Source organism: Amycolatopsis sp. NPDC059021 (assembly GCF_042739895.1).
Taxonomy (GTDB): Bacteria; Actinomycetota; Actinomycetes; order Mycobacteriales; family Pseudonocardiaceae; genus Amycolatopsis.
In genome coordinates this window covers 138921-163503 of the sequence record NZ_JBHYIQ010000004.1, presented here as the reverse complement: position 1 = coordinate 163503, position 24583 = coordinate 138921, and the positions used below count along the sequence as shown (strand labels likewise).

The window sequence follows — 24583 nt, the reverse complement described above, 5'->3', positions numbered from 1 at the left end:
CCGCGACCCCAGGTGAGCACCGCTCAGGAAACCCGACCCTCGGCAGCCCAACTCTAGGGCTTCCAAGCGTTTTCCCTGCTCAGCAACGGTTTCTCAGCAACAAATCAGCAACCGTGACTCACCATCGGACGGCCCTTCGTGTCAGGATGACGGCGAGAACCGTCAACGCCGACGGTGACCGAGCGCTTCAGATCCGACGCGCTGGTCCCGCCGGTGCAGTCGCTGTGGTCGCCACAAGCGGCCACCAGAGGCACCGACATCAAGGAGCAAGCGCATGCCGTCCCCCGAACAGTGGACGCACCCGGAGCCTGGAGATGGTCCGGCCGCCGTAGCGGCTCAACCTTCCCCCGAACAGGTGATCGCCGGTTTGCGAGCAACGAGTGAAGGTGGCGCTGAGCTGACTCAGCTGCTCACCCCCGAAGGTGAACGGGTCTCCTCACCCCGGTTCGACAAGTACGTCGAGGACATCGACGACGAAGCACTTCGCGGCCTCTACCGCGACATGGTGCTGGTGCGCCGCGCGGACCGCGAGGCCAACGCGATGCAGCGCCAGGGCCAGCTCGGCATCTGGGTTCCGCTGCTCGGCCAGGAAGCCGCGCAGGTCGGCTCCGGCAGGGCGCTGCGGGCCACCGACATGGCCTTCCCCAGCTACCGCGAGCACGGCGTCGCCTACACCCGTGGCATCGACCTCAAAGAGGTCCTCGGCATCTTCCGCTGCACCGACCACAGCGGCTGGGACTACCAGGCCCACCGGTTCCACCCTTACACCATCGTGATCGGCAACCAGGTGCTCAACGCCGCCGGCTACGCGATGGGCCAGAAGTTCGAGGGCAAGGTCGGCGACGACGACGGTGAAGCGACGATCGTCTACTTCGGAGACGGCGCCACCAGTCAGGGCGACGTCCACGAGGGCTTCGTCTGGGCCGCGGTCTACGACGCGCCGCTTGTCTTCTTCTGCCAGAACAACCAGTGGGCGATTTCCGAACCCACCGAACGCCAGTCGCGGCTGCCGCTGTACCAGCGCGCCCGCGGGTACGGCTTCCCCGGCATCCGCGTCGACGGCAACGACGTCCTCGGCTGCCTCGCCGTTTCGCGCTGGGCGCTGGAGGAATGCCGCCACGGCAACGGGCCGGTGCTGATCGAGGCGTTCACCTACCGGATGGACGCGCACACCACCACCGACGACCCCACTCGTTACCGGCTCTCCGACGAGCTGGAGGAGTGGAAGCTGAAGGACCCGATCGAGCGCGTCCGCGCGTACCTCGCCCGCGGCGGCGGTGCCGACCAGGCGTTCTTCGACCAGGTCCAGGAAGAGGCCGACGCGTTCGCCGCCGACCTGCGCGAGTACACGTTCAACATGCCGGAACCGCCGCCGGACCGGATATTCCGCAACGTCTATGCCGAGCCCTCACCGGTTCTCGAGGCGCAGCGCGCCGAGTATCTGTCCTATCTGGACGGTTTCGTCGGGGCAGGTGAACACTGATGACCACTGTGGACATTCAGAAACTGACCATTTCCAAGGCGATCAACCTCGGCCTCCGCCGCGCCATGGAGGAGGACCCGAAGGTTCTCGTGATGGGCGAGGACGTCGGCAAGCTCGGCGGCGTCTTCCGGATCACCGACGGGCTGCAGAAGGACTTCGGTGAGCAGCGCGTGCTCGACACGCCGCTGGCGGAGTCCGGGATCATCGGGACCGCGGTCGGCCTCGCCGTGCGTGGCTTCCGGCCGGTGTGTGAGATCCAGTTCGAGGGCTTCATCTTCCCCGGGTTCGACCAAATCTCTTCGCAGCTGGCCAAACTGCACTACCGGACGCAGGGCAAGGTCAAGATGCCCGTCGTCATCCGGGTCCCGTTCGGTGGGGGCATCGGCGCGGTCGAGCACCACTCGGAGTCGCCGGAGTCGTTCTTCGCGCACATCGCCGGGCTCAAGGTGGTTTCCTGCTCGAACGCCGTCGACGCGTACTGGATGATCCAGCAGGCCATCCACTCCGATGATCCAGTCCTGTTCTTCGAGCCGAAGCGGCTCTACCACTCGGGCGCGTTGCGGGCCGAGGTCGACACCACGGCTACGCCCGATCCACTGTTCAAGTCCCGTGTGGTGCGCGAAGGCACGACGGCGACCGTCGTCGCGTACGGCCCTTCAGTGAAGGTGGCGCTCGACGCCGCGACCGCTGCCGAGGACGAAGGCCACTCGCTGGAGGTCATCGACCTGCGCACGCTCTCGCCGCTGGATCTCGACCCGGTGTTCGAGTCGGTACGCAAGACCGGCCGGCTCATCGCGGTCAGCGAGGCGCCGTCGGAGTCGTCGCTGACCTCGGAGATCGCCGCACGGGTCCAGCAGGAGTGCTTCTACTCGCTGGAAGCCCCCATCCTTCGGGTGACCGGATTCGACACGCCGTATCCGCCTGCCAAGCTCGAGGAGCACTACCTCCCCGATCTGGACCGGGTACTGCACGCTGTCGACCGCTCGCTCGCCTGGTAAGGGGGAAGTTCACGCAATGCCCGAGTACAAACAGTTCCCCCTCGCCGACACCGCCGAGGGGCTGACCGAAGCCGACATCCTCAACTGGCACGTCAAGCCGGGTGACACGGTCGCGGTCAACCAGATCGTGGTGGAGATCGAGACCGCGAAGGCGGCCGTCGAGCTGCCGATCCCGTGGGCCGGTGTGGTCACCGAGTTGCTTGTGGAACCGGGTCAGACGGTCGAGGTGGGGACGCCGATCCTGACCATCGACGTCGATCCTGGTGGGGCTGCGGCTCCCTCCGCTCCGGCTCCGGCTTCTTCGGCGCCGGAACCTGCCGCTGAGGAGGAGATGAAGCCGCTGGTCGGCTACGGCTCCAAGACGGTGGTCACGCAGCGCCGGGCCCGTAAGGGCGCTGCTCCGGTGGCGGCCGCTCCCGCTACTGCTCCGGCCCCGGCTGCTGCGACTGCTTCACCCGCTCCTGCTGCTCCGGCAGTGGAGGCGCCGCGCGGTGGGTACGTGCCGCTGGCGAAGCCGCCGGTGCGGAAACTGGCCAAGGACCTCGGCGTCGACCTGCACGCACTGACCGGCACGGCCGACGGCGGCGTCATCACCCGCGACGACGTCCAGCGAGCGGCCAACGGCGCGGCCCCGGCCACTGCGACGTCCACTGTGGACGCTGGTTACGACCCGGCGACGCGCGAACGTCGCGTACCGGTCAAGGGCGTCCGCAAGGCCACGGCGGCGGCGATGGTGCAAAGCGCTTTCACCGCACCGCATGTCACGGAGTTCCTGACCATCGACGTCACGCCGATGATGGAACTGCGCGAGAGGCTGAAGAACTCGCGCGAATTCCGCGGTGTGAAGCTGACGCCGCTGGCGTTCGCGGCGAAGGCCGTGTGCATGGCGATCAAGCGGACCCCGGACGTCAATGCGGTCTGGTCCGAAGAGACGAAGGAAATCGTCTTCAAGGACTACGTGCACCTCGGGATCGCCGCGGCCACTCCGCGCGGTCTGGTTGTGCCGAAGCTCCACGACGCGGATGCCATGTCGCTCAAGGACATCGCGGTCGCGCTTACTGAGCTGACCGAGGTCGCGCGCGAGGGCAAGACGACTCCGGCGGCGATGTTGAACGGGACCTTCACGATCTCGAACATCGGTGTCTTCGGGATCGACACGGGGACGCCGATCATCAACCCCGGCGAGACGGCGATCCTGGCGCTCGGCGCCATCCGGGACACGCCGTGGGTCGTGGACGGGGAGATCAAGGTCCGGAAGGTCATGCAGCTCTCGCTCAGCTTCGACCACCGGGTTGTCGACGGACAGCAGGGCTCGGAATTCCTGGCCGACGTCGGCGCCCTGCTCAGCGACCCCGCCGTCGCGATCACCTTCTAGCGGTCCGTGAAGGCCTCCTTCACAGCGTTGAGCGCTGGCAAGGAGGCCTTCACGGCCAGATCCCCCGCGGGAAGCACGACCTGGTGACCCGCGAAGCCTCCGGCTCGTCGGGATCAGCCCCGCGTGTGCGGGGAGCACTAGGCGCCTTGCCCGGGCGTGTTGATGACCGCGGGATCAGCCCCGCGCGGGCGGGGAGGACCTCACCCCGGGCTAGGCCGGGCTGCTGCAAGGGGGATCAGCCCCGCGCGGGCGGGGAGGACACTTCGTGACCTGCGGCGTTACCGCGCCCAGCGCCGAATTTACTTCACTTCCTACCGCCGGACCGCTCACGCCCCCTTGGGCTTGAACACGATCTTCCCGCTCTCCAGATCCACCCGATCCCGCGGCGGCGCGCCGTCGTCCTCGCTCTGCACCAGCATGACCTCGGCCTGCCGCTGGTCAAGCTCATGCCGTTTGGTCCCGTAGAGGAACGCCACCATCTCCTCGGTACCGACCGACGCCGCCGTCCGGCCGCTGCGCCGACGCCACGGCAGGTACTTGCCGCCCCACACCTCCAGCACGGCGAGCACGAAGAGCAGCACGAACAGCGCCGGAATCGACATCGCCCAGACAAGCCCCATGACGTCGAAGCTACGCCACCCGTAATGAACTTGACGGAGTGAGTGCTCACTCCGCACACTGGACGGCATGACACCACCAGAAACGCGGCGTAGAGCGCCGAGCATGAGCGTCGAAGAACGACGCAAAATGATCATCCACGCGATGTTGCCGCTCGTCCTCGAGCACGGCACCACCGTCACCACCAGCCAGATCGCCCGCGCGGCCGGCATCGGCGAGGGCACGATCTTCCGCGCCTTCAAGGACAAGGACGAGCTTTTCGACGCCTGCACGGCCGAGGTCCTCAAACCGGACCACGTGCTCGACGCGATCGCCGAGATCCCGGTCGACCAGCCGCTCGCCGACCGTCTCGTCGAGGCCGCCGACGCGCTCGGCGCGCACCTCCAGCGCATGGGCGCGTTGATGGGGGCGCTGCACGCCTCCGGGCGAGCACGTCGCGACCCGGAGCAGCGGCTGAAAGACCGCAAGAACGTTAAAGACTCGCGACGGGACTCGATGGCCGCGATGCGGGAAGCGGTGACCGAGCTCTTCGAGCCGGAAAAGGCCCAGCTCCGGCTCCCCGCAGAGCAGTTGGCGTCGCTGTTCCTCGCGCTGTTGTTCGGCGGCCGCAGGCTCGGCCAGGTCGACGACACCCCGGCCACCCGCGAGATCGTGGACGTCTTCCTCCACGGCGCCGTCCGGGCGGCCGGATGATCCCGGGCGGAGGCGGCGGCCTCGAACTCATGCTCGGCCGGAGGCATGGCAAACGCCGGAGAACCACGACGGTGCCGGACAGCGGCCTCACCGGGCCCGTCGACATCCCGGACGCACCACCACAGGACCAGCCGAAAGGGCTGCGCGAGCGTCTTTCCCGGATGCGGACCGCGGTCTCGGGCACCGTCCGCGGACTACCGAAGGTCGCGCGGCTGACCTGGCAGGCGAGCCCGTTCCTGACGATCGCGATCGCCCTGGTCACACTGCTTTCCGGCCTTCTCCCGACGGTGACCGCCTACATCGCGAAACTCCTGCTCGACAGCGTCGTCGCGGCGATCCAGGGCCACGGCTCGAAAACCGCGATCGTCCAGGTCGCCGCGTTCCAGTTCGGGGTGCTCGCGCTGACGGCGATCAGCTCGTCGCTGACGACGATGGCACAGGCACTGCTCCAGGAACGGATGACGCTGACCATCCGGCACCAGGTCATGGCCCACGCGAGCGAACTGCACCTGGCCTATTTCGAGGGCTCGACGTCCTACGACATGCTGCGTCAGGCAGCACAGGAAGCGCCGACCCGGCCGCTCACGATGATGACCTCGGCACTCGGCCTCGTCCGCACCACGATCACGTTCGCCAGCATGATCGCCCTGCTGATCGCGATCAGCCCGCTGCTCGCGCTCGTCGCCCTGATCGCGCCGATCCCGGCGTTCATCTCGCAGTCCAAATACGGCTCACGCGCGTTCTGGATGTCGTTCATGCTCTCGCCCATCCGGCGCCGCATGGACTATCTGTCCTCTTTGGTCACCACGGACACCTATGCCAAGGAGACCAAGCTCTTCGGCCTCGGCCCGTACTTCGTGGACCGGTTCCGCAAACTCGGCCAGGTCAACTACGAACGGCAGCGGAAGCTGACCGTGAACCGCAACGTCAGCTCGACGTCCTGGGGGCTGCTGAGCACACTCGCGGGCTCGGCGATCGCGCTGTACATCGCACTGGAGGCGGTCGGCGGGCGGCTCACGCTCGGCGACCTGGCGCTGTACACCGCCGCGGCGACGTCCGTGCAGACCTCGGTGTCCGGCTTGTTCACCGCGTTTTCCGGGATGTACGAGAACAATCTCTACATCGACACGCTCTATCGCTTCCTCGGCACCAAACCCGAGATCGTCGCACCACCCGAGCCACGCGCCCTTCCGTCCACAGTGGAAGGTCACATCGAGTTCGAGTCGGTTTCCTTCAGTTATCCGGGATCGGACGAGCGCGCGCTCGACGGCGTCAGCTTCGAGATCCGTCCGGGTGAGACGGTCGCGGTGGTGGGCCGTAACGGGGCGGGGAAGTCGACGCTGTTCAAGCTCCTGTGCCGGCTCTACGACCCAACCGGCGGGCGGATCCTGCTCGACGGCGTGGACATCCGCGAATTCGACCCGGTCGAACTGCGCCGCCGGATCAGCGCGATGTTCCAGGACTACGTGACCTACCAGGGCACCGCGGCGGAGAACATCGGCCTCGGTGACCTGGCGAGGTTGGAAGACCGGCCACACATCGAAGAGTCCGCGCGGCGCGCCGGCGCCTCGGACCGGATCGAACAGCTCTCCAACGGCTACGACAGCCCGCTGGGCCGGTGGTTCGACCAGGGTGTGAGCCTGTCCGGCGGGGAATGGCAGAAGATCGCGCTGGCCAGGGCTTTCCAGCGCGAGGCCCCGATCCTGATCCTCGACGAGCCGACGTCCGCATTGGACGCACAGGCCGAGCACGACCTGTTCTCGCGGCTGCGCGAGCTGGCCGAGGGGCGGACGACGCTGTACATCTCGCACCGGTTCTCCACCGTGCGCCAGGCCGAGCGGATCCTGCTGCTCGACCACGGCAAGGTCGCCGAGTACGGCACGCACGAGCACCTGATGGCGGCCAAGGGCGGCTATGCCGAGCTGTTCACCCTGCAAGCGCAGGCGTATCTCGACGAGGTTCCCGGCTGAAAACGCCTCCGTCGGCGGCGCCGCGCGGTTATCGTCTCCCGCCATGGGGGACTTCGAACCGGCGCCGCCGATCGCGGTGCCGCCCCCGCGTCCGCGATTCTGGACGCGAGGGCGGCTGATCGCGGTGGCGATCACGCTCGCGGTGATCGTCACCGCGGTCGTGCTCCTGACCCGCCGCGTCCCGGGGCCTGGCGAAGCGGGCTGGCGGCCACTGTCGGGGACAAGACAGGTGCACTCCAGCACCGGCGAGGCAGGCCTGCAGTTCGCCCAGACCCTGGAGAACACCGGCGACGTCGGCGTCGTCATCGAGTCCGCCCGCGCCGAAGTCCCGCCCGGCTTCACCCAGGCCGAGGCGGGCACACTCTCGTTGACCTGGCTCAGCGAGTACTACCTGATCACCCCACCGAAACTGACCGTCTTGCCGGTACGCGTGGACGCCGACAAGCAGGTGAAACTGGTGGTGCGCTTCCGCGTGAGCTGTCCTCCGGCCCAGCCCGCGAAACGCGTCCCATGGCGGCTCTTCCTCACCGTATCGGCCGACTCGGTACGCCAGGAAGTCGAGGTCGGAGAGCTTGCCGACATCGAACTCGGCGACCGCTCACTCCCGGAATTCTGTACCCCAGGGAAGTAACCACGAAGAGTGACGCTGTCCACTTCTCACGGTGACAGGGAGCAAAACGGGCAGCCCGCTCGTTGACCGGGTATGGCTGTCGTGTTCCTGCTCTATGTCATCGCCGAGGTGGCCGCTGTCTGGGCGGTGGGCTCGGCCGTCGGCGTGCTCGGCACGATCGCGCTCCTGCTGGCCGGCGCCTTCGTCGGCTCCTGGCTCGCCCGCCGCGAGGGCGGCAAGGCCATGCGCGCGTTCGTCGAAACCGCCCGCGCGGGCCGCCCCGCCGAGAAGGAACTCACCGACGGCATGCTGGTCGCGCTCGGCGGCGTCCTGATCATGCTGCCCGGCTTCGTCAGCGACGTCGCGGGCCTGCTCCTCCTGCTCCCGCCCACCCGCTCCGTCGCTCGCAAGTTCTGGCTCCGCCGCGCCGAGAAGCGCGCGATCCGCTTCGCCAACCAGCGCCGCGGCCCGGTGATGGTGGTCGACAGCGAAGTCGTCACCGAAGACCACCCACCGCGGTCGTCGCAGCCGCCGATCATCGAAGGCCGTGTCATCGAGGGCTGACCGCTACGAGTGAGCTTCCCGATGGTGTGCGAGGTACTGCTCACCAATCGCATGACTTGGATGGACGTGCAAAGTAGTGCCGTCTGGTTTGCCGTTGCGCACAATGGCGTGATTATCCTGCACAATCAGCGCACCATAGTCGAACAGAACATGACAATTAGGGCAGAGGCAGAGCACGTTCGCTGCCGAGTCAGGACCTCGATGCAACCCGCCTAGCGCCTGAATGTGGGCACCTTCCGAGTAACCGCGATCGCCAACAGTCAACCGGACGCCACACATTTGGCACGTGTGGTCATAAAGGTTCTTCACGTAATCTGCCACGCTGGTAGATCGAACGATCCGTTGCGCGGTGGTCGACCGACGACCAGGTGTCTCGTTGCCGGTTGGCGGCGCTGGATGCTGTTCCTCACCTGAAACCAACGCCTCCTCTGGGGCAATGATCATGTCCACGGCTGAGGCCACAGCCACCATCCGGAAACGGCACACCAGATAACCTCGCCGGCCCCTTTCCCGTACGGCATCTTCAACTCTGAAGAGACCGTCGTATCGGTACCCCTCATCGGGCGCATGAGGCGAATCGGCGTCCGGCCCTCGGATCACCCGAACAGCCGCACCCTTGATCATGCTCGTCTGGAGTGCTGCGTTACCGGGAGACTCAAAGGTTTGATCCTTTACCTGCTTCCCTGAAGCATCCTGGCCGCCGTGGCCGGTGTAGATGATCACTGTCCCATAGTCAACATCGTCCTCATAGCCGCCGGAGGCGACAATGGACTCAGCGCCAAGGGCACGGGTACCGACGATGCCCGCGATGAGCGCACGATGAACACCACTCGCCGCAGCCGCCTTACGACTGGGAAACACAGTCCCCGGCGGGACATTAGGCAACTCGCCGTACCGCGCCTTGGCTTCCCTCTTGGGAACCGCTTTGAGGTCGCGGAACTCAAAGCCAATCTCAGTCAGTCGAGCTACGACTGTTTGCACCCCGCCACTGAACTCACTCGCGCGAAGCGCTTGCCCAGTCGCATAGTCATGAGCTGCTCCGACCAGCGCCTTCGAGTCATAGTCCTTGTCCTCATGCACAACGACGTAGCGCACCGAACGGCCGAAGCCGTACTTGGCCAGGAACTCATCCCGGCCCAGTTCGTCGTACTCGGCGATGGCAGCAAGCACGTGCTGACGGTCGATGTCGGCAAGACTCATGCCGATCACTCTATGGCGTGACACCGACAGTCTTGGTGTTTACCGTGATAGACGGCTAGGTGCCGCTGGGCTTGGGGATGTCGAAGTAGCTGCTGAAGCGGACGGCGGGGGCGTACTCGCCCTTGACCTTCACCTTGCCGGTCACGAACATGGCCGCCACCGCGGCGTTGCCGGTCGCCATCCGGATGAAGTCGTCGACGGAGAGGGTGATCGTGGTGTCCGGGGTACGGGCGAGGTCGACGCTGGAAACGCAGGTGCCGTCCTCGATGACCGTCTGGAAACGATCGAAACCGTCTTCGCCGTCACCGTCGGAAAAGCGCCAGGAAACCACGAAGTCGACGTGCCGGGCGCGGTCGGGGCGGAAATGCTCGGACATTCTGCGGAATATCTCGTCGAGGAACACCGAGCGTAACTCGGGGTGATCCGCGACGGCCTTGAGTTGTTCCCTCGAGGTCTGGCCGAGTATGTCGACGAGTGCCTGTGTCGACAGGGAGCTCAGCTCGATGCCCGCACCGCGGCTTCCCAGCATGTGCAGGGTTTCCAGCACCTGGATGAACTCGTCGGGGGTGAGTTTGGCGACCTCGAGGTGTGCGGCGAAACCGTCCAGCGCGTGTCCGGGGCCGTGGCGTGACACGGCCAGCCGGAGCGGCCGTGAAATGCGCAGCCGTTTCCGCCAGCGCCGGGGTGAAGAATTTCGGGACACGAGCGGGAAGTGTAATCGCTCAGGCGGGTTTCGGAAGGTCGAAAAAGCCGATCAAGCCCGCGGCGAATGCGAGGTCGCCCTTGACCTTGATCTTCCCGGTGACAAAAAGCACAGCCGGGGTCGCCTGATGGGTGATGAGCCGGAAGAAGTCCGTCGGCGCGATCGTGATGGTCACCTTGGGCTTCTCCCGCATCTCGCGGCTGACCGTGCAGGCACCGTGCGAGATGACCGTCTCGTAGCGGTCGTAGCCGCCGTCGCCGACACCGCCCGAGAGCCGCCAGTGGATGACGGCGTGGACGTTCTTCGCGCGCTCGTGCCGGATGTGCGCGCCCATGCGGTCGAAGATCTCGCCGAGCACGCGCTCCCGCAGCGTCCGCTCGGCGACGACGCGCTCCAACTGCACCCGCGACGCGGCCGCGACCAGGTTCGCGAAGCGGACAGGGTCGACCTTGCTCAGGTCGAACGCGGGGGCTCGCTCCGCGATCCGCAGCAACGCGGCCAGCAGCCGCCGGAAATCGTCCTTCCCCAGGTCGCGTGGGTTCACCACGTCGGCGAGCACGTTGACGTCGAGGGAGTGCGCTTCCGGGCCGGTCGGGTCGATACGCTCCAGGGCGTCGATCAGCGCCGCGCCACGCAACCCGCCCAGCCCAGCCCCCGGATCGGTGCTGGTCATCCCGGTGTTGTCCGCCATCGGCCTTCCTCTCCCTGCTGTCAACTAAGCCTACTCGCCAGTAGGTAAGCTGGGCAAGGGCGCCGGAATGCCCCTTCGACCTCGGCTGCCGGTAGCGTCTTCGCCGTAAGAGGGAGGTCTGGACGTGTCCGAAGAGTCCACTGAAGAGCAGCGTTCACCCGAGCGGGCGAGGCGCCTGCCCCGTGCCGTCCGCGAACGGCAGATCCTGGACGCCGCCGTGCAGGTGTTCTCACGCCACGGCTACCACTCCGCGTCGATGGACGAGATCTCCGACGTCGCGGGTGTCTCGAAGCCGATGATCTACACCTACCTCGGCTCCAAGGAAGACCTGTTCGGGCAGTGCATCCGCCGCGAGGCCACCCGGCTGCTCGAAGCCATCCAGGACGGCATCAAACCCGACCTGCCGCCGGACATGCAGCTGTGGCACGGCCTGCGCTCGTTCTACCGCTTCGTCGCCGAGTACCGCGAGTCGTGGACCGTGCTGCACCGCCAGGCACTGACGGTCGGCGGCAGCTTCGCTACCGAGATCACCGACATGCGGACCCGCGCGATCGAGCTCGTCGCCGCGCTCGTCGTCTCCGCCGGTACCCGCAAGGGGCTCGGCGAGCAGGCCGAGTTCTCCGGCGCCGGGCTCTCGGCGGCGTTGGTCGGGGCGGCCGAGTCGCTGGCCGACTGGGCGCTCGACCACCCCGACGTCTCGGACGGCGTGCTCGCCTCGTGGCTGATGAACCTCGTCTGGCTCGGGTTCAACGACCTGGTCGAGGGCGAGATCTGGAAGCCGTCTACTACAGCTGAGTGATCGTCCCTTCGAGGTGGGGCTTCGGCTTGCGCGAGGCCCACAGCTCGAACGACCAGCCGTCGTCGGTCTGCCAGGTCGTGAACGCGGCCTTGGCGGGCAGCAGCACCGGCTGCTTGAACCGGACGTCGATGGTGAACGCCTCGGGCAGCCTGCCCTCGAACGCCGCGAGCACGTGCGCCTTCGTCCACATGCCGTGCGCGATCGCGGCCGGGAAACCGAAGGCCTTAGCGGTGAGCGCGTGCAGGTGGATGGGGTTGCGGTCGCCGGACACCTCGGCGTAGCGGCGGCCGATGTCGCCGGGGATGTGCCACAGCGCGCTCGGCGACGGCGGCGTCAGCGCCGCGCGCGGCTTGTCCGAGCCCGAGCCACCGCCACGGCGCAGGTACGTGCTCACGTCCGTCCACACAGGACTGTCGGCCACCAGCAGTTCGCTGACGACGTCGAACTGACGGCCCTGCGGATGCGGCCGCAGGTTCTCCGCCCGCACGCGCAGCGTAAACGACTCGTCCAGGCGCAGCGGCCGGTGCTGGGTGATCGTGTTCCGCACGTGGACCATGCCGAGCAACGGGAACGGGAAGTCCGCCTCGGTCATCAGCGCCATCTGCAACGGGAACGCCAGGATGTGCGGGTAGGTCGCGGGCAGCTCGTCGGTCAGCCGGAACCCGCAGACCTGGTTGTACGCGGCGAGGTCCGCCGGGTCGATGACGACGCCGGCGCGCGCGAACTCGGTGTCGGGCAGTTTGTCGCCGCCACCCTTGTGCAGCAGGCCGCCGACCAGCGCCTTCGGATACAACGAGGACAGGCTCGGCGAGCTGTGCAGCTGTTTGACCGTCATCACGCCCCCAGAAGCGCTTGGCCGCAGACGCGGACGATGTTGCCGTTCACCGCGGACGACGCGGGGTTGGCGTACCAGGCGATCGTCTCGGCGACGTCGACCGGCAGGCCGCCCTGCCCGAGGCTGGACAGCCGCCGCCCGGCCTCGCGGATGAACAGCGGGACCGCCGCGGTCATCTTGGTCTCGATGAACCCCGGCGCGACGGCGTTGATCGTGCCGCCGTACCCGGCGAGCTGCTCGGCGCCGACGTTGACCATGCCGATCACGCCCGCCTTGCTGGTCGCGTAGTTGGTCTGGCCGACGTTGCCGGCGATGCCCGCGATCGAGGAGACGCCGACGATCCGGCCGTTCTCCTTGAGCACCTTGTCGCCGATGAGCTTGTCGTTGACCGCGAGCTGCGAAGCCAGGTTCACCGCGATCACCGAGTCCCAGCCGCCCTCGGTGAGGTTCCCGAGCGTCTTGTCCCGGGTGATGCCCGCGTTGTGCACGACGATGTCAACGCCGTCGTGGCGCGTCTTCAGGTACTCGGCGAGCTTGTCGGGAGCGTCGGCGGCGGTGATGTCGAGCTGCAGTGCCGAACCGCCGACCTTGTTCGCGACCTTCGACAGATCCGCCCCCTGAGCGGGGATGTCGAGCGCTACGACGTGGGCGCCGTCGCGGGCGAGCACCTCGGCGATCGCCGCGCCGATGCCCCGGGAAGCGCCGGTGACCAGCGCGACCTTGCCGTCGAGGGGCTTGTCCCAGTTCGCCGGGGCGGTCGCGGTCTTGGTGTGCGTGCCGATGCGGATGACCTGCGCGTCGACGAACGCGGACTTGGCCGAGAGCAGGAAGCGCAGCGTGGACTCCGTCGCGTCCTCGGCACCTTCTGCGACGTACACGAGCTGAGCGGTCGCCCCGCGCTTCAGCTCCTTACCGACGGAGCGCACGAAGCCCTCCAACGCGCGTTGCGCGATCCGCTCGCGGCCCTCGACGAGTTCGGGAGGCGTGCCGAGGACGACGACGCGGCCCGACGAGCCGACGCTGCGGATCACCGGGTGGAAGAACTTGTAGACCTCGCGCAGCTGTTTCGGGTCCGAAACACCGGTGGCGTCGAAGACCAGCGCGGCGTGCTTGCCCTGGACAGGAGAGGTGACGACCTCGATCCCGGCGTCGGCGAGCTGATCCTTCACGGTCTTCTCCAGCCGGCCGCCGGGCGCGGCGCCGAGGAGTGCGGGACCCTCGAGGGCAGGTTGACCCGGCTTGTAGCGGCGGAGCGTCGCGGGGTTGGGCAGTCCGAGCTTGGGCACCACGAACTTCCCCAACGGGGTCTTCGTGAACTGCTGGTACCTGTCAGCCATCGGATGCCTCCCGTGCCGTTTGCGTCACTTCGAAGTCTAACCTACTCCCGAGTAGGTTACAGTGTGAGAGGGATGACTCAGTTCGACTAGAGAGGGCGAGATCCAATGGCCACGAGGAAAGCGTCACCGATTCGCAAGGTCGCGATCATCGGTGGCAACCGGATCCCCTTCGCGCGGTCGAACGGTCCGTACGCGAAGGCGTCGAACCAGGACATGTTCACCGCGACGCTGGACGGCCTGGTGAGCCGGTTCGCCCTGCAGGGCGAGGTCATCGGCGAGGTCGCCGCGGGCGCGGTGCTCAAGCACTCCAAGGACTTCAACCTCGCGCGGGAGAGCGTGCTCGGTAGCAAGCTCTCGCCGGCCACCCCGGCGTCCGACGTGCAGATGGCGTGCGGCACCGGTCTGCAGGCGATCATCAACGTCGCCAACAAGATCGCCCTCGGCCAGATCGACTCGGCGATCGCGGGCGGGGTCGACACGACCAGTGACGCGCCGCTCGCCGTCAACGAGGACCTGCGGCAGATCCTGATCCAGCTCAACTCGGCGAAGACCGTGGCCGACCGGCTCAAGCTGGTCACCAAGCTGCGCCCCGGCCACATCGTGCCGGAGATCCCGCGCAACGCCGAGCCGCGGACCGGCCTTTCGATGGGCGAGCACGCGGCGCTGACCGCGAAGATCTGGGAGGTCACCCGCGAGGCGCAGGACGAACTCGCCGCGACGAGCCACCAGAAGCTGGCCGCGGCGTACGACCGCGGCTTCTTCGACGACCTGGTGACGCCGTTCCTCAAGCTTTCGCGGGACCAGAACCTGCGCGCGGACTCGACCGCGGAGAAGCTCGCCAAGCTCAAGCCGGTGTTCGGTGGCCAGGACGGCACGATGACCGCGGGCAACTCGACGCCGCTTTCCGACGGCGCCTCGACCGTGTTGCTGGCGACCGACGAGTGGGCGAAGGCGCACAAGCTCCCGGTGCTGGCGTACCTGACGTTCTCGCAGACGGCGGCCGTCGACTACGTACACGGCGAAGAAGGCCTGCTGATGGCGCCGGCGTACGCGGTGCCGCGGATGCTCTCGCGGGCCGGACTGACGTTGCAGGACTTCGACTTCTACGAGATCCACGAGGCGTTCGCGTCGCAGGTGCTGGCCACGTTGAAGGCGTGGGAGGACCCGGCGTTCGCCAAGGAGAAGCTGGAGCTGGACGCGCCGCTGGGCTCGATCGACCGGGCGAAGCTGAACGTCAACGGCTCTTCGCTGGCGGCGGGGCACCCGTTCGCCGCCACCGGCGGCCGGATCGTCGCGACGCTGGCGAAGCTGTTGAGCGAGAAGGGCTCGGGCCGCGGCCTGATCTCCATCTGCGCCGCGGGCGGCCAGGGCGTCACGGCCATCCTGGAGAAGTAGCTGAAGGGGACTTTCCTCTCACAGGACGCGCTGAAGGGGACTTTCCTCGCATCTCATGCGAGGAAAGTCCCCTTCAGCACGCTTGGGGTCAGCCGCCGGGCAGGGCCTTGGCGGCCTTCTTGCGAAGCTTCTTCGCGCGCTTCTCGGCCTTCTTGCCGAGGTCTTCCGAAAAGTCGCCCGCCTTCTTCGCGGCACGACGCGCACGCCAGCCCACGGACGGCTTGCCAGCGGTGTCACCAATCGCGAGCAGCAGCCCACCGGCCAGGCTCGCGTTCTTGACGAACTGGATCTGTTGCTGCTGCTTCTCCGCCGGATCCTTGCTCTCCCAGAACCGGTGCCCGGCCAGCGTCGTCGGTACGAGGCTGCCGAGCAGGGCCAGCGACGCCAAGCGCGGCGCCTTGCCCGCGGCCAGCGCGAGCCCGGCGGTCACCTTCACCACGGCGTCGATCCGGACGAGCGTCGCGGGATCACGCGGCACGGCGTCCGGGACGATGCCCTCGACCTTGTCGAACGTGTCGGTGAGGAACGGTTCGACGGCCTTCGCGTGCCCCTGGGCGTCCCTCAGCGCACCGATCCCGCCGAAGATGAAGATCGAGGCGAGCAGTGGTCTTGCCACACGGCGGAGTATCACGGTCCTTGCCTTCCTTGTTCCGAAGTCTGCAACGCGAACCTACGCCTTGAATGCCCCCACGGCCCGGCACCAAACCGGTACTAGCGGCCTATGTCCGAATATTGCTTCAGCCCTAGATAGCGGTAGACAGCGTTAGCGAGCGAGATAGAGCGATAGCGGCACGAGGGTTGACCTTGACGCTACGTCAACTTCTATCGTGGTTTTCATCGACGAGATCAGGAAGGAGGCGGGCAGATGACGCGGTCGGAGTGGTCCATCCAGGACCTCGCCCGGTCCGCCGGGACGACGAGCCGGACGTTGCGCCACTACGGCGCGATCGGCCTGCTCGAGCCCAGCCGGATCGGCGGCAACGGCTACCGCTACTACGACGAGCACTCGCTCGTCCGGCTGCAGCGGATCCTGCTGTTGCGCGAACTCGGCCTCGGCCTGCCCGCGATCGCCGAGGTGCTCGCCGGGGAACGGGACAGCGTCGCCGCCCTGGAAACGCATCTCGAGCTGCTGGATCAGGAACGCCGGCGGCTGGAGCGACAGATCGAGTCGGTACGCACCACGGTGAAGAAACTGAAGGGAGGTGAACGACTCATGGCCAACGAAGTGTTCGAGGGATTCGACCACACCAAGTACGAGAAGGAGGTCACCGAGCGCTGGGGCGCCGACGCCTACCGCAAGAGTGCCGACTGGTGGCGCTCGCTGAGCGACGAGCAGAAGAAGGCGTTCCAGCAGGAGCAGCTCGACATCGCGGCAGCGTTCGGCGAGGCGCACTCGACCGGACTGCCTGTCGACGGCGCTGAAGCGCAGGCGATCACGCAGCGCCTGTACGAGTGGCTGCGGCCCGCGACGTCCTCGGTGTCGAAGTGCTACTTCGCCGGTCTCGGCCAGCTGTACGTCGACGACCCGCGTTATGGCAACTACGACGAGAAGTACGGCGCCGGCACGGCGGAGTACATCCGCGACGCGATGCGCGTCTACGCGGAGCGGAACCTGACCGACTAGGTATCGACCAGGCCAGGAGGGCGGGGCTGCAGACCCGCCCGTCTCCCGCGCATGGCGGGACTCGTCCATCCGGGCCAACCTGGCCAACACGCGCTAGGTGTGTATCCGCAAATATCGGGCTCACGCTAGATACCCCGATAGCGTGGCAGAGTGGACCCGATCCGCAATCCCTTCGCCCCGGGCGCCGGTCAACGGCCGCCCGAGCTGGCAGGCCGCGAACGCGAGCTGAAGGCGTTCGAGGTGGTGCTGGAGCGGGTCGCGCGCGGACGTCCCGAACGCAGCCTGGTGCTGACCGGCCTGCGTGGCGTCGGCAAGACCGTACTGCTCGGCGAGCTGCGCTCGATGGCGATCAAGCACGGCTGGGGCGCGGGCAAGATCGAGGCACGACCGGACGCGGAGCTGCGGCGGCCGCTGTCGGCGGCACTGCACCGGGCGATCCGGGACCTCGCGGTACGGCACCGCGCACCGGACCGCGTCGAGGACGTGCTCGCCGTGCTCAAGGCGTTCGCGCTGCGCGCCAACAAGGCCGACGCGAAGCTCCGCGACCGCTGGCAGCCCGGCATCGACGTCCCGGCCGCGCAGGGCCGCGCCGACTCCGGCGACATCGAAATCGACCTGGTCGAGCTGTTCACCGACGTCGCCGAGCTCGCCGCCGACGTCGGCACCGGCGTCACCCTGCTCATCGACGAGATGCAGGACCTTCAGCCGGACGACGTCTCGGCGCTGTGCGCGGCCTGCCATGAGCTGTCGCAGTCCGGGGCGCCGCTGGTCGTGGTCGGGGCGGGCCTGCCGCACGTACCCGCGGTGCTCTCGGCGTCGAAGTCGTACTCCGAGCGGCTGTTCCGCTACGCGCGGATCGACCGGCTCGACCGCGAATACGCCGACATCGCGGTGATGGCGCCGATCGAGCGCGAGGACGCGGGGATCGAGCCCGAGGCGCTGGACGCGCTGTTCGACGCGTCGGGCGGCTACCCGTACTTCATCCAGGCGTACGGCAAGGCGGCCTGGGACGCGGCCCCGGCCGATCCGATCACCGTCGAGGACGTCCAGGTCGCCGCTCCCGAGGCCGAGGCCGAGCTCGCCGTCGGGTTCTTCGGCTCGCGTTACGAGCGCGCGACCCCGGCAGAACGCGAGTACCTGCTCGCGATGGCGGAGCTGACGCAGGGCCGCGACGAGGCGGCGGGTACCGCCGATGTGGCCGTCTACCTGGGCCGTAAGCCTTCGTCGCTGTCGCCGGCGCGGGACAGCCTGATGAAGAAGGGCCTGGTGTATTCGGCCGAGCGCGGGCACATCGCGTTCACGGTGCCGCACTTCGGCCACTACCTGCTCGGCCGCGACTGAGCTTCCGCACCTCGTTATCGCGGAGTATGCGCCTGCCTAAGGCTCTATAGCCCAAAACCTAGAGATCTGTAGACAGCTCTAGGGCGTTAGCGAAACGTGACCGGCGACACGAAGTCTCTCCGGCGATAAGCCAAGTTTGCCTACGATTCATCGGCGAGTGCGCCATGTCACCGTCGATTCGTTCGCTTCCTTGTGAAAAAAGGTGCATACTAGAGACACAGCAACCGAGACCCTCGAAGGGGATGCAGAAACCGATGAACAACATCGCCGCCAAGCTCCGTGCCCGCCGCGCCGAGGCTCGCACTCGCCGGGCGCTGAACCGGGCGATTGACACCGCGGCCACCGCGACCGTTCGTCAGGAACTGATCGCCATCGCTCAGGCGCGCCAGGGCTACATGCGCTGACGCGTCACCCACGTAGTCGTCGCCCATTCGAGTGACCTACACCACATAGTGCTCAGGGTGTAACGCCACGGAAAGTCGCGTCGATACCCCCTACGACCCCGTGATGCTGGCGGACCCCCGACCTGGCAGCATCACGGGGTTTCCATATGTCCGGCCACTGTGCAAGAAGCCAGCAAATGAGTTGCCCGCGGCCTCCTTTCGGAGTAATGCTTGACCGCGTCAACGAATTTGTTGAGGTGGTCAGTGAACGACACGCAGCTCGCCGACCGGGTCGCCACGGTCCGCGCCTTCAACCGCCTGTACACCGGGGTCATCGGCGTTCTCGACGAGGGACCCGCCGACGCCGAGTACTCGCTGAGTGAAGCGCGGGTGCTGTTCGAACTCGCCCAGCACGATCAGGTCTACGTCGTCGACCTGCGCAAACAGCTCGATCTCGACGCCGGGTATGCGAGCAGACTGCTCACCAGGCTCGAAAGCCGCGGGCTGGTCGTCCGGGAACGCTGCGACGAGGACGGCCGCCGCCAGCTCGTCCGGCTGACCCCGGCGGGCACCGACGCGTTCGCGATGCTCAACGAGCGCAGCTCCCAGCGCATCGGCGGGCTGCTCGAACAGTTCCCCGACGAGGACCAGCGACGACTGCTCGACGCGATGGACACGATCGCCGGCGTGGTACGCGGGCGGCCCACGGCACCCTCGTTGGTTTTGCGGTTCCCACGCCCGGGTGACCTCGGATGGGTGGTGCATCGTCACGGAGCGTTGTATGCCCGAGAGTACGGATTCAACGACCAGTTCGAAGCACTGACCGCGCGGGTCGTCGCGGATTTCGCCGACCGCCGCGACGATCCCGGCCAGGCCGGGTGGATCGCCGAGGTCGACGGCGAGCGGGTGGGCAGCGTCTTCTGCATGCGCGCCGAGGACCCGCAGGTCGCGAAGCTCCGGTTGCTGCTCGTGGAGCCGAGCGCGCGTGGCCTCGGCGCCGGCAAGCGGCTCGTCGGCGAATGTGTGGGCTTCGCACGGGCGACCGGATACGCGGCGATGGAGCTGTGGACCGTCTCGGTGCTCACGGCAGCCCGCGACATCTACCGCAAGAACGGCTTCCGGCTGGTCGGCGAGGAGCCGACCGAGAACTTCGGGCCGAAGCTGATCGGTGAGACCTGGCGGTTGGAGCTGTGAGATGTTCGTCGTCTACTGCGCCGAATGCGATCGCCGGACCCTGCTCGGCGTGGACGAGGTCGACTGGGTCGAGAACCTGACCCCCGGCATGATCTCGGTGTCCGGGCACTGCCCGCGCGGGCACGAGGTGGTCGTGCTGACCGGCGACGCCTTCACCCCGCATGAGGACCCGCGCTACTACGGCCCCGCACCACGGATCTGGACGAAACCGCTCAACCGCGTCCGCGCGCTCTTCGGCCTGCTCCTGGCCAGATTCGAGGTCCGGCGCGATCTGCCGGGCCCGTTCTACCGGTACTGATCCGGCTCACGACTCGCGCGGCAGCCTGCCCAGCAGATAGAACTCGGCGTTGGGCCGCAGTGCCGTGAGGTGCGCGAGCCGGTTCGACATCGCGAAGAGCGCCGTGATCGCGCCGACGTCCCAAATCTCGTCGTCCGTCAGGCCCGCCTCGCGCGCGGCGTCGATGTCGGCCTCGCCGAAGAGCGCGGAATCCTGGGCCAGCGCGAGCGCGAGGTCCACGATCGCCCGGCCGCGCTCGTCGAGTTCGACCTGCCACGGATTGCTGGCCACCCGGTCGGCGAGCTGCGGGTCCTTGGCGCGGACACGCAGGATCGCGCCGTGCGCCACGACGCAGTAGGTGCAGTGGTTGGCGCCCGAGGTGGCGACCACGACGAGCTCGCGTTCAGCCTTGCTCAGCCCGTCGGCGCGGTCCATGAGCGCGTCGTGATAGTCGAGGAAGGCCCGCAGTTCCGCGGGCCGGTGCCCGAGCGCGCGGAAGATGTTGGGCACGAACCCGGACTTCCGCGCGATCTCGCCGACCCGCTCGCGCAGGTCCTCGGGCAGGTCTTCGAGGTCAACCACCGGGAACCGGCTCACCGACTCGCTCATGGGTTCCACGCTAGTCAGGTCGGCACTCACCGTAAAAGTCCGTGGGGGCCTCCTTGAGGGACTCTGGGTCCCTCAAGGAGGCCCCCACGGACCGTCCTCTGTGGACTAACGGACTAGTGGACGCCGATGGGGCGGAGGTCCTTGTCGTGCTCGTCGGCGTGGTAGTCCTCCGGCTCGGTCTGGTCCGTGCCGTTGACCACCTTCAGCTGCCGCGCGATGACGGTGACGATCACGGCCACCACGATGTTCGCGATCAGCGCCACGAACCCGGGGTAGATCTGCACGGCCGAACCGGCGAACGGGTGCCAGCCGAAGATCGACAGGTCGCCCAGCGGCAGCGCCGAACCGCCGAAGTGCTTCTTGCCGTTGGCCGGGTTCGGGATGCCGTAGAGCATGATCAGGCCCCAGCCCATGCCGACGACCCAGCCCGCGATCAGGCCCCATCGGTGGAACCACCGGGTGTACAGCGAGAGCGCCACCGCCGGCAGGGTCTGCAGGATCATCACTCCGCCCATGAGCTGCAGGTCGATGGAGAACTGCGGGTCGATGAACAGGATGAACGCGACCGCGCCGAACTTCACGATCAGCGAAGCGAGCTTCGCCTGCTTCGCCTCCTGACCCGGCGTCGCGTTCTTCTTGATGTACTCCTTGTAGATGTTGCGCGTCCACAGGTTCGCCGCGGCGATCGACATGATCGCGGCAGGCACCAGCGCGCCGATCCCGATAGCGGCGAACGCGATGCCCGCGAACCACGACGGGAACTGGGTGTCGAACAGCACCGGGACGATGGTGTTGCTGTCCGGCTTGCCGGTCGCGTTGTTGTTGATCGGCTTCACCCCGGCGGTGATCGCGACGTAGCCGAGTAGCGCCAGCAGGCCGAGCAGCAGCGAGTACGCCGGGAGCGCGACCATGTTCCGCTTGATCACGCTGCGCCCGCGCGAGGCGAGGACGCTGGTGAGCGAGTGCGGGTAGAGGAACAGCGCCAGCGCCGAGCCGAGCGCGAGCGTCGCGTACTGGAGCTGGTTGTTCGAAGTCAGCAGGATCGATCCGGACGGCTTCCCGGTGGCCGGGTTCGGCTTGGCCAGCTTCGCCGCCGCGGAGTCGAAGATGTGCGACCAGCCGCCGAGCTTGATCGGCAGGTAGATGATCGCCACCAGGATCACGATGTAGATCAGGATGTCCTTGACGAACGCGATCAGCGCGGGCGCGCGCAGGCCCGACTGATAGGTGTAGAGCGCCAGGATCACGAACGCGATCAGCAGCGGCAGGTGCCCGACGATGCCGGAACCGTTGAGGCCCATCGTGCGCAGCACCGACTCGAGGCCGACGAGCTGCAGCGCGATGTACGGCATCGTCGCCACGATGCCGGTGATCGCGACGAGCAGCGCCAGCGTCGGCGAGCCGAACCGGCCGCGGACGAAGTCGGCGGGGGTGACGTACCCGCGCGACCGCGAGACCGACCACATGCGCAGCGCCGGGAGCAACACGATCGGGTAGACAATGATCGTGTAGGGCAGCGCGTACATACCGAGCGCACCGGCGCCGAACATCAGCGCGGGCACCGCCACGAAGGTGTAGGCCGTGTAGAGGTCACCGCCCAGCAGGAACCAGGTGATCCACGAGCCGAACTTGCGCCCGCCGAGACCCCATTCGTCGAGATGGTCGAGCGTGTTACCCGCCTTCCACCGCGAAGCGACGAAGCCGAGCACCGTCACCAACAGAAAAAGAAGGGTGAAAATGACCAGCTCCGGCCATTGCAGGTTGCTCATTCGCCGCTCCCCGCGTCGAGGTCGTCCACACTCAGCCGATCCGGTTCGTCACTGACCGGTTTTCCTTTCGTGGCCCAGTAGACGATCCCGGTGCTGAGCACGCCCACGAGCACCATCGCGAACTGGAACCAGTAGAAGAACGGCATCCCGAACAGCCGGGGTCCGTCCAGATTGAACAGTGGTGTGACCAGCACCAACAGCGGGATGATCAGGAGCAGGTTCCACGGGCTGAACTGGAACCCGCGCACCTTCCCGCCCTGTTTGGCAGACGACATCAGACCTCACCTAACACTCGCGCGACACCGCGTCCGCACGACCCTAGAACCTGGGTACGACATCGTCACCCCAGTCCGGTATCGATTCGATCAGTGATGGTGACGATGCCGACGAAGGGCGGTTGCCGCCTCTGTCCCCGACGGATATCAATAGCCAGAGATTCCGACACAAAGGGGCATCCGGATGACGAAACTCCGCTATGCGGTGGTGATCCCGGCCGTGGCCGGCACCCTGCTGGCCGGGTTCACGCCCGCCTTCGCGGGCGAGGAGGCGAAGCAGCCTCTGAACTCCACGAACATCCCAGCGCAGTACGCGAACCAGAAGCTGGCCTGGCACAAGTGCACGTCGAGCGAGCTGCCGACACCGCCGCCGCCGGGCGCCGAGGACATCGAGTGCGCGACCTACCAGACACCGCGCAACTGGTACCGCGCCGACGACAAGATCGACCTGACCATCGCCGTCAGCCGCCTCAAGGCGACCAGCGGCAAGGCGACCGACAGCGTGGTCACCAACCCGGGCGGTCCCGGCGCGCCCGGCCGCAACTTCCCCGCCCGGTTCCGCAACCAGGCCAAGCTGCGGGCCAACCAGGAAATCGTCGGGATGGACCCGCGGGGCACCGGCAAGAGCACGAACATCACCTGCGGTGGCGCCATCGGCACGGGCAGCGACCTCGACCCGCGGGACCGTCGCCGGGAAAACCTGAACCTGATCCTGGACGCCACGCGGTACGCGGCGCACTCGTGCCAGGTCAAATCCGGTGAGCTGGGTCCGCTCATCAACACCGACCAGACCGTGCGCGACATCGATCTGCTGCGCGTCCTGCTCGGCCGCGACAAGATCAACTGGGCCGGCTACTCGGCGGGCACCTGGCTGGGCGCGCACTACGCGCAGCAGTTCCCGGCCCGCACCGGCCGCTTCCTGCTGGACTCCTCGACGGAGTTCACCACCACCTGGCAGAAGTCGTTCGACTGGCAGCCGCTCGGCTTCGAGCGCCGCTGGCGGCAGGACTTCCTCCCGTGGCTGGGGAAGTACGACAAGCTCTACCACTTCGGTGCCTCCGGCGAGGAGGCCCGGCAGACCTACGAGCAGGTCCGCTACGCGCTGACGCAGCACCCGGTCACGCTGGACGGCACCACGGTGTCGGCCAACGCGCTCGACTCGTTCATCGCGAGCCAGCTCTACAACAAGCGGAACTTCATCCCGCTGGCCCAGTACCTGGTCAACGTCCGGACGCTGACCCAGGGCGGCGCCTCGCAGCAGCAGAAGGCCGAGGCCGCGAAGCAGGTCAAGGCCAAGGTCAACGACAAGGTGACCGGCCCGCAGCCGCTGATGGTGCCGAGCGACGGCGACGCCTACGACGCCAGCTTCTGGACCATTCCGTGCAACGAGGGCCCGTGGACCGGTAGCCCGAACAGCGCGATCCGGCAGTCGCAGAAGCTGATCGACGAGCAGAAGCCGCTGCTCGGCGCGGGCTGGTTCATCCAGCCGTGCCTGTTCTGGAACAACCCGCCCGCCCCGCTGCCGCCGATGACCGGCAAGGGCGTGCCGCCGGTGCTGATCGTCGAGTCGGAGCACGACCCGGCGACGCCGATCGAGGGTGCACAGCGCGCGCACAAGGCGTTCGCGAACTCGCGGATGATCACCGTGACCGGCGAGGGTGACCACGGCATCTACGCCGGCGGCAACGCGGGTGTGGACAAGGTGGTGGAGGACTACCTGGTGGACGGGAAGGTCCCGAACGACCAGAAACTGCCCGGTGTCCCACTTCCGGTGCCTGCCGGCGCCTGAACCCCCTAGGGATTGTGGCCCCGTCGAGCTTCGGCTCGGCGGGGTCTTTCC

At 67.3% G+C, this 24583-nt stretch carries 25 protein-coding genes; 15 read left to right on the top strand and 10 right to left on the bottom strand.

The window, feature by feature from the left end; genetic code table 11:
- Nucleotides 1–274 precede the first annotated feature (274 nt).
- From pdhA to ACFWX1_RS03540, 3 genes are read left to right on the top strand one after another with little or no spacing between them, the layout of a single operon-like run.
- Nucleotides 275–1483: a pyruvate dehydrogenase (acetyl-transferring) E1 component subunit alpha gene (gene pdhA, locus ACFWX1_RS03550; RefSeq protein WP_378383389.1), complete on the top strand. Its 1209-nt coding sequence runs from the start codon at nucleotides 275–277 to the stop codon at nucleotides 1481–1483.
- A complete protein-coding gene (locus tag ACFWX1_RS03545; protein ID WP_378383387.1) occupies nucleotides 1483–2481 on the top strand; it encodes an alpha-ketoacid dehydrogenase subunit beta in 999 nt (332 codons plus the stop codon). Before pdhA ends, ACFWX1_RS03545 begins: the two co-directional genes overlap by 1 nt.
- 16 nt (nucleotides 2482–2497) lie before the next feature.
- Nucleotides 2498–3856: a dihydrolipoamide acetyltransferase family protein gene (locus tag ACFWX1_RS03540; RefSeq protein ID WP_378383385.1), complete on the top strand. Its 1359-nt coding sequence runs from the start codon at nucleotides 2498–2500 to the stop codon at nucleotides 3854–3856.
- A 326-nt stretch (nucleotides 3857–4182) separates the two neighbouring features.
- Here the strand turns inward: ACFWX1_RS03540 and ACFWX1_RS03535 are convergent, their stop codons facing one another.
- Nucleotides 4183–4476 carry a DUF6191 domain-containing protein gene (locus ACFWX1_RS03535; RefSeq protein ID WP_378331550.1) on the bottom strand — a complete coding sequence of 98 codons (294 nt, stop codon included), beginning with the start codon at nucleotides 4474–4476 and terminating at the stop codon, nucleotides 4183–4185.
- 103 nt (nucleotides 4477–4579) lie between these two features.
- On the opposite strand from ACFWX1_RS03535, the gene ACFWX1_RS03530 reads away from it, so the two are divergent.
- From ACFWX1_RS03530 to ACFWX1_RS03515, 4 genes are all read left to right on the top strand, one after another.
- Nucleotides 4580–5167 carry a TetR/AcrR family transcriptional regulator gene (locus ACFWX1_RS03530; RefSeq protein ID WP_378383383.1) on the top strand — a complete coding sequence of 196 codons (588 nt, stop codon included), beginning with the start codon at nucleotides 4580–4582 and terminating at the stop codon, nucleotides 5165–5167.
- A 29-nt stretch (nucleotides 5168–5196) separates the two neighbouring features.
- Nucleotides 5197–7137 (top strand): ABC transporter ATP-binding protein, encoded by a 1941-nt coding sequence (locus tag ACFWX1_RS03525; RefSeq protein ID WP_378383491.1) that lies wholly within the window; start codon nucleotides 5197–5199, stop codon nucleotides 7135–7137.
- A gap of 43 nt (nucleotides 7138–7180) precedes the next feature.
- Complete coding sequence (locus tag ACFWX1_RS03520) at nucleotides 7181–7768, top strand: hypothetical protein (protein WP_378383381.1); 588 nt, start codon at nucleotides 7181–7183, stop codon at nucleotides 7766–7768.
- Between the two features lie 72 nt (nucleotides 7769–7840).
- On the top strand, nucleotides 7841–8311 hold the full coding sequence (locus ACFWX1_RS03515) for an FxsA family protein (RefSeq protein WP_378383379.1): 471 nt from the start codon (nucleotides 7841–7843) through the stop codon (nucleotides 8309–8311).
- A 3-nt stretch (nucleotides 8312–8314) separates the two neighbouring features.
- Here ACFWX1_RS03515 and ACFWX1_RS03510 read toward each other — a convergent pair whose 3' ends face one another.
- The 3 genes from ACFWX1_RS03510 to ACFWX1_RS03500 all read right to left on the bottom strand — a co-directional run bounded on the left by ACFWX1_RS03510 (nucleotide 8315) and on the right by ACFWX1_RS03500 (nucleotide 10905).
- Nucleotides 8315–9511: a YDG/SRA domain-containing protein gene (locus ACFWX1_RS03510; protein ID WP_378383377.1), complete on the bottom strand. Its 1197-nt coding sequence runs from the start codon at nucleotides 9509–9511 to the stop codon at nucleotides 8315–8317.
- 55 nt (nucleotides 9512–9566) lie between these two features.
- Complete coding sequence (locus tag ACFWX1_RS03505) at nucleotides 9567–10118, bottom strand: SCP2 sterol-binding domain-containing protein (RefSeq protein WP_378383489.1); 552 nt, start codon at nucleotides 10116–10118, stop codon at nucleotides 9567–9569.
- Between the two features lie 115 nt (nucleotides 10119–10233).
- Complete coding sequence (locus tag ACFWX1_RS03500) at nucleotides 10234–10905, bottom strand: SCP2 sterol-binding domain-containing protein (protein ID WP_378331554.1); 672 nt, start codon at nucleotides 10903–10905, stop codon at nucleotides 10234–10236.
- Nucleotides 10906–11029: 124 nt separating this feature from the next.
- Here ACFWX1_RS03500 and ACFWX1_RS03495 point away from each other — a divergent pair, with 124 nt between their 5' ends.
- Nucleotides 11030–11704: a TetR/AcrR family transcriptional regulator gene (locus tag ACFWX1_RS03495; RefSeq protein ID WP_378383375.1), complete on the top strand. Its 675-nt coding sequence runs from the start codon at nucleotides 11030–11032 to the stop codon at nucleotides 11702–11704.
- Here the strand turns inward: ACFWX1_RS03495 and ACFWX1_RS03490 are convergent.
- Both ACFWX1_RS03490 and ACFWX1_RS03485 read right to left on the bottom strand, forming a co-directional pair.
- The gene (locus ACFWX1_RS03490) at nucleotides 11691–12539 is read right to left on the bottom strand and encodes a MaoC family dehydratase (RefSeq protein WP_378383373.1); all 849 of its coding nucleotides are present in this window, start codon (nucleotides 12537–12539) and stop codon (nucleotides 11691–11693) included. The genes ACFWX1_RS03495 and ACFWX1_RS03490 overlap by 14 nt on opposite strands.
- Nucleotides 12539–13876, bottom strand: a complete 1338-nt coding sequence (locus ACFWX1_RS03485) for a 3-oxoacyl-ACP reductase (protein WP_378383371.1) — start codon at nucleotides 13874–13876, stop codon at nucleotides 12539–12541. The genes ACFWX1_RS03490 and ACFWX1_RS03485 overlap by 1 nt, the downstream gene beginning before the upstream one ends.
- Before the next feature lie 105 nt (nucleotides 13877–13981).
- Here ACFWX1_RS03485 and ACFWX1_RS03480 point away from each other — a divergent pair, with 105 nt between their 5' ends.
- Nucleotides 13982–15271, top strand: coding sequence for an acetyl-CoA C-acetyltransferase (locus tag ACFWX1_RS03480; protein WP_378383369.1), 1290 nt, complete (start codon nucleotides 13982–13984; stop codon nucleotides 15269–15271).
- 88 nt (nucleotides 15272–15359) lie between these two features.
- Here the strand turns inward: ACFWX1_RS03480 and ACFWX1_RS03475 are convergent, their stop codons facing one another.
- Nucleotides 15360–15902, bottom strand: a complete 543-nt coding sequence (locus ACFWX1_RS03475; protein ID WP_378383367.1) for a DoxX family membrane protein — start codon at nucleotides 15900–15902, stop codon at nucleotides 15360–15362.
- Between the two features lie 234 nt (nucleotides 15903–16136).
- On the opposite strand from ACFWX1_RS03475, the gene ACFWX1_RS03470 reads away from it, so the two are divergent.
- The 5 genes from ACFWX1_RS03470 (at nucleotide 16137) to ACFWX1_RS03450 (ending at nucleotide 20111) form a co-directional block, all read left to right on the top strand.
- Nucleotides 16137–16895: a MerR family transcriptional regulator gene (locus ACFWX1_RS03470; protein WP_378383365.1), complete on the top strand. Its 759-nt coding sequence runs from the start codon at nucleotides 16137–16139 to the stop codon at nucleotides 16893–16895.
- Nucleotides 16896–17045: 150 nt separating this feature from the next.
- Entirely contained in the window at nucleotides 17046–18236 is a 1191-nt protein-coding gene (locus ACFWX1_RS03465) for an AAA family ATPase (RefSeq protein ID WP_378383363.1), read from the top strand.
- Nucleotides 18237–18478: 242 nt separating this feature from the next.
- A complete protein-coding gene (locus tag ACFWX1_RS03460; protein ID WP_345396244.1) occupies nucleotides 18479–18640 on the top strand; it encodes a hypothetical protein in 162 nt (53 codons plus the stop codon).
- A 243-nt stretch (nucleotides 18641–18883) separates the two neighbouring features.
- Complete coding sequence (locus ACFWX1_RS03455) at nucleotides 18884–19813, top strand: GNAT family N-acetyltransferase (protein ID WP_378383361.1); 930 nt, start codon at nucleotides 18884–18886, stop codon at nucleotides 19811–19813.
- A gap of 1 nt (nucleotide 19814) precedes the next feature.
- Nucleotides 19815–20111 (top strand): hypothetical protein, encoded by a 297-nt coding sequence (locus tag ACFWX1_RS03450; protein WP_378383360.1) that lies wholly within the window; start codon nucleotides 19815–19817, stop codon nucleotides 20109–20111.
- A gap of 6 nt (nucleotides 20112–20117) precedes the next feature.
- Here the strand turns inward: ACFWX1_RS03450 and ACFWX1_RS03445 are convergent, their stop codons facing one another.
- From ACFWX1_RS03445 to ACFWX1_RS03435, 3 genes are all read right to left on the bottom strand, one after another.
- Nucleotides 20118–20699: a peroxidase-related enzyme gene (locus tag ACFWX1_RS03445; protein WP_378383358.1), complete on the bottom strand. Its 582-nt coding sequence runs from the start codon at nucleotides 20697–20699 to the stop codon at nucleotides 20118–20120.
- 113 nt (nucleotides 20700–20812) lie between these two features.
- Nucleotides 20813–22468: a monocarboxylate uptake permease MctP gene (gene mctP, locus ACFWX1_RS03440; protein WP_378383356.1), complete on the bottom strand. Its 1656-nt coding sequence runs from the start codon at nucleotides 22466–22468 to the stop codon at nucleotides 20813–20815.
- Nucleotides 22465–22743 (bottom strand): DUF3311 domain-containing protein, encoded by a 279-nt coding sequence (locus ACFWX1_RS03435; RefSeq protein ID WP_378383354.1) that lies wholly within the window; start codon nucleotides 22741–22743, stop codon nucleotides 22465–22467. The genes mctP and ACFWX1_RS03435 overlap by 4 nt, the downstream gene beginning before the upstream one ends.
- Nucleotides 22744–22927: 184 nt before the next feature.
- Here ACFWX1_RS03435 and ACFWX1_RS03430 point away from each other — a divergent pair, with 184 nt between their 5' ends.
- The gene (locus ACFWX1_RS03430) at nucleotides 22928–24532 is read left to right on the top strand and encodes an alpha/beta hydrolase (RefSeq protein WP_378383352.1); all 1605 of its coding nucleotides are present in this window, start codon (nucleotides 22928–22930) and stop codon (nucleotides 24530–24532) included.
- Nucleotides 24533–24583 lie beyond the last annotated feature (51 nt).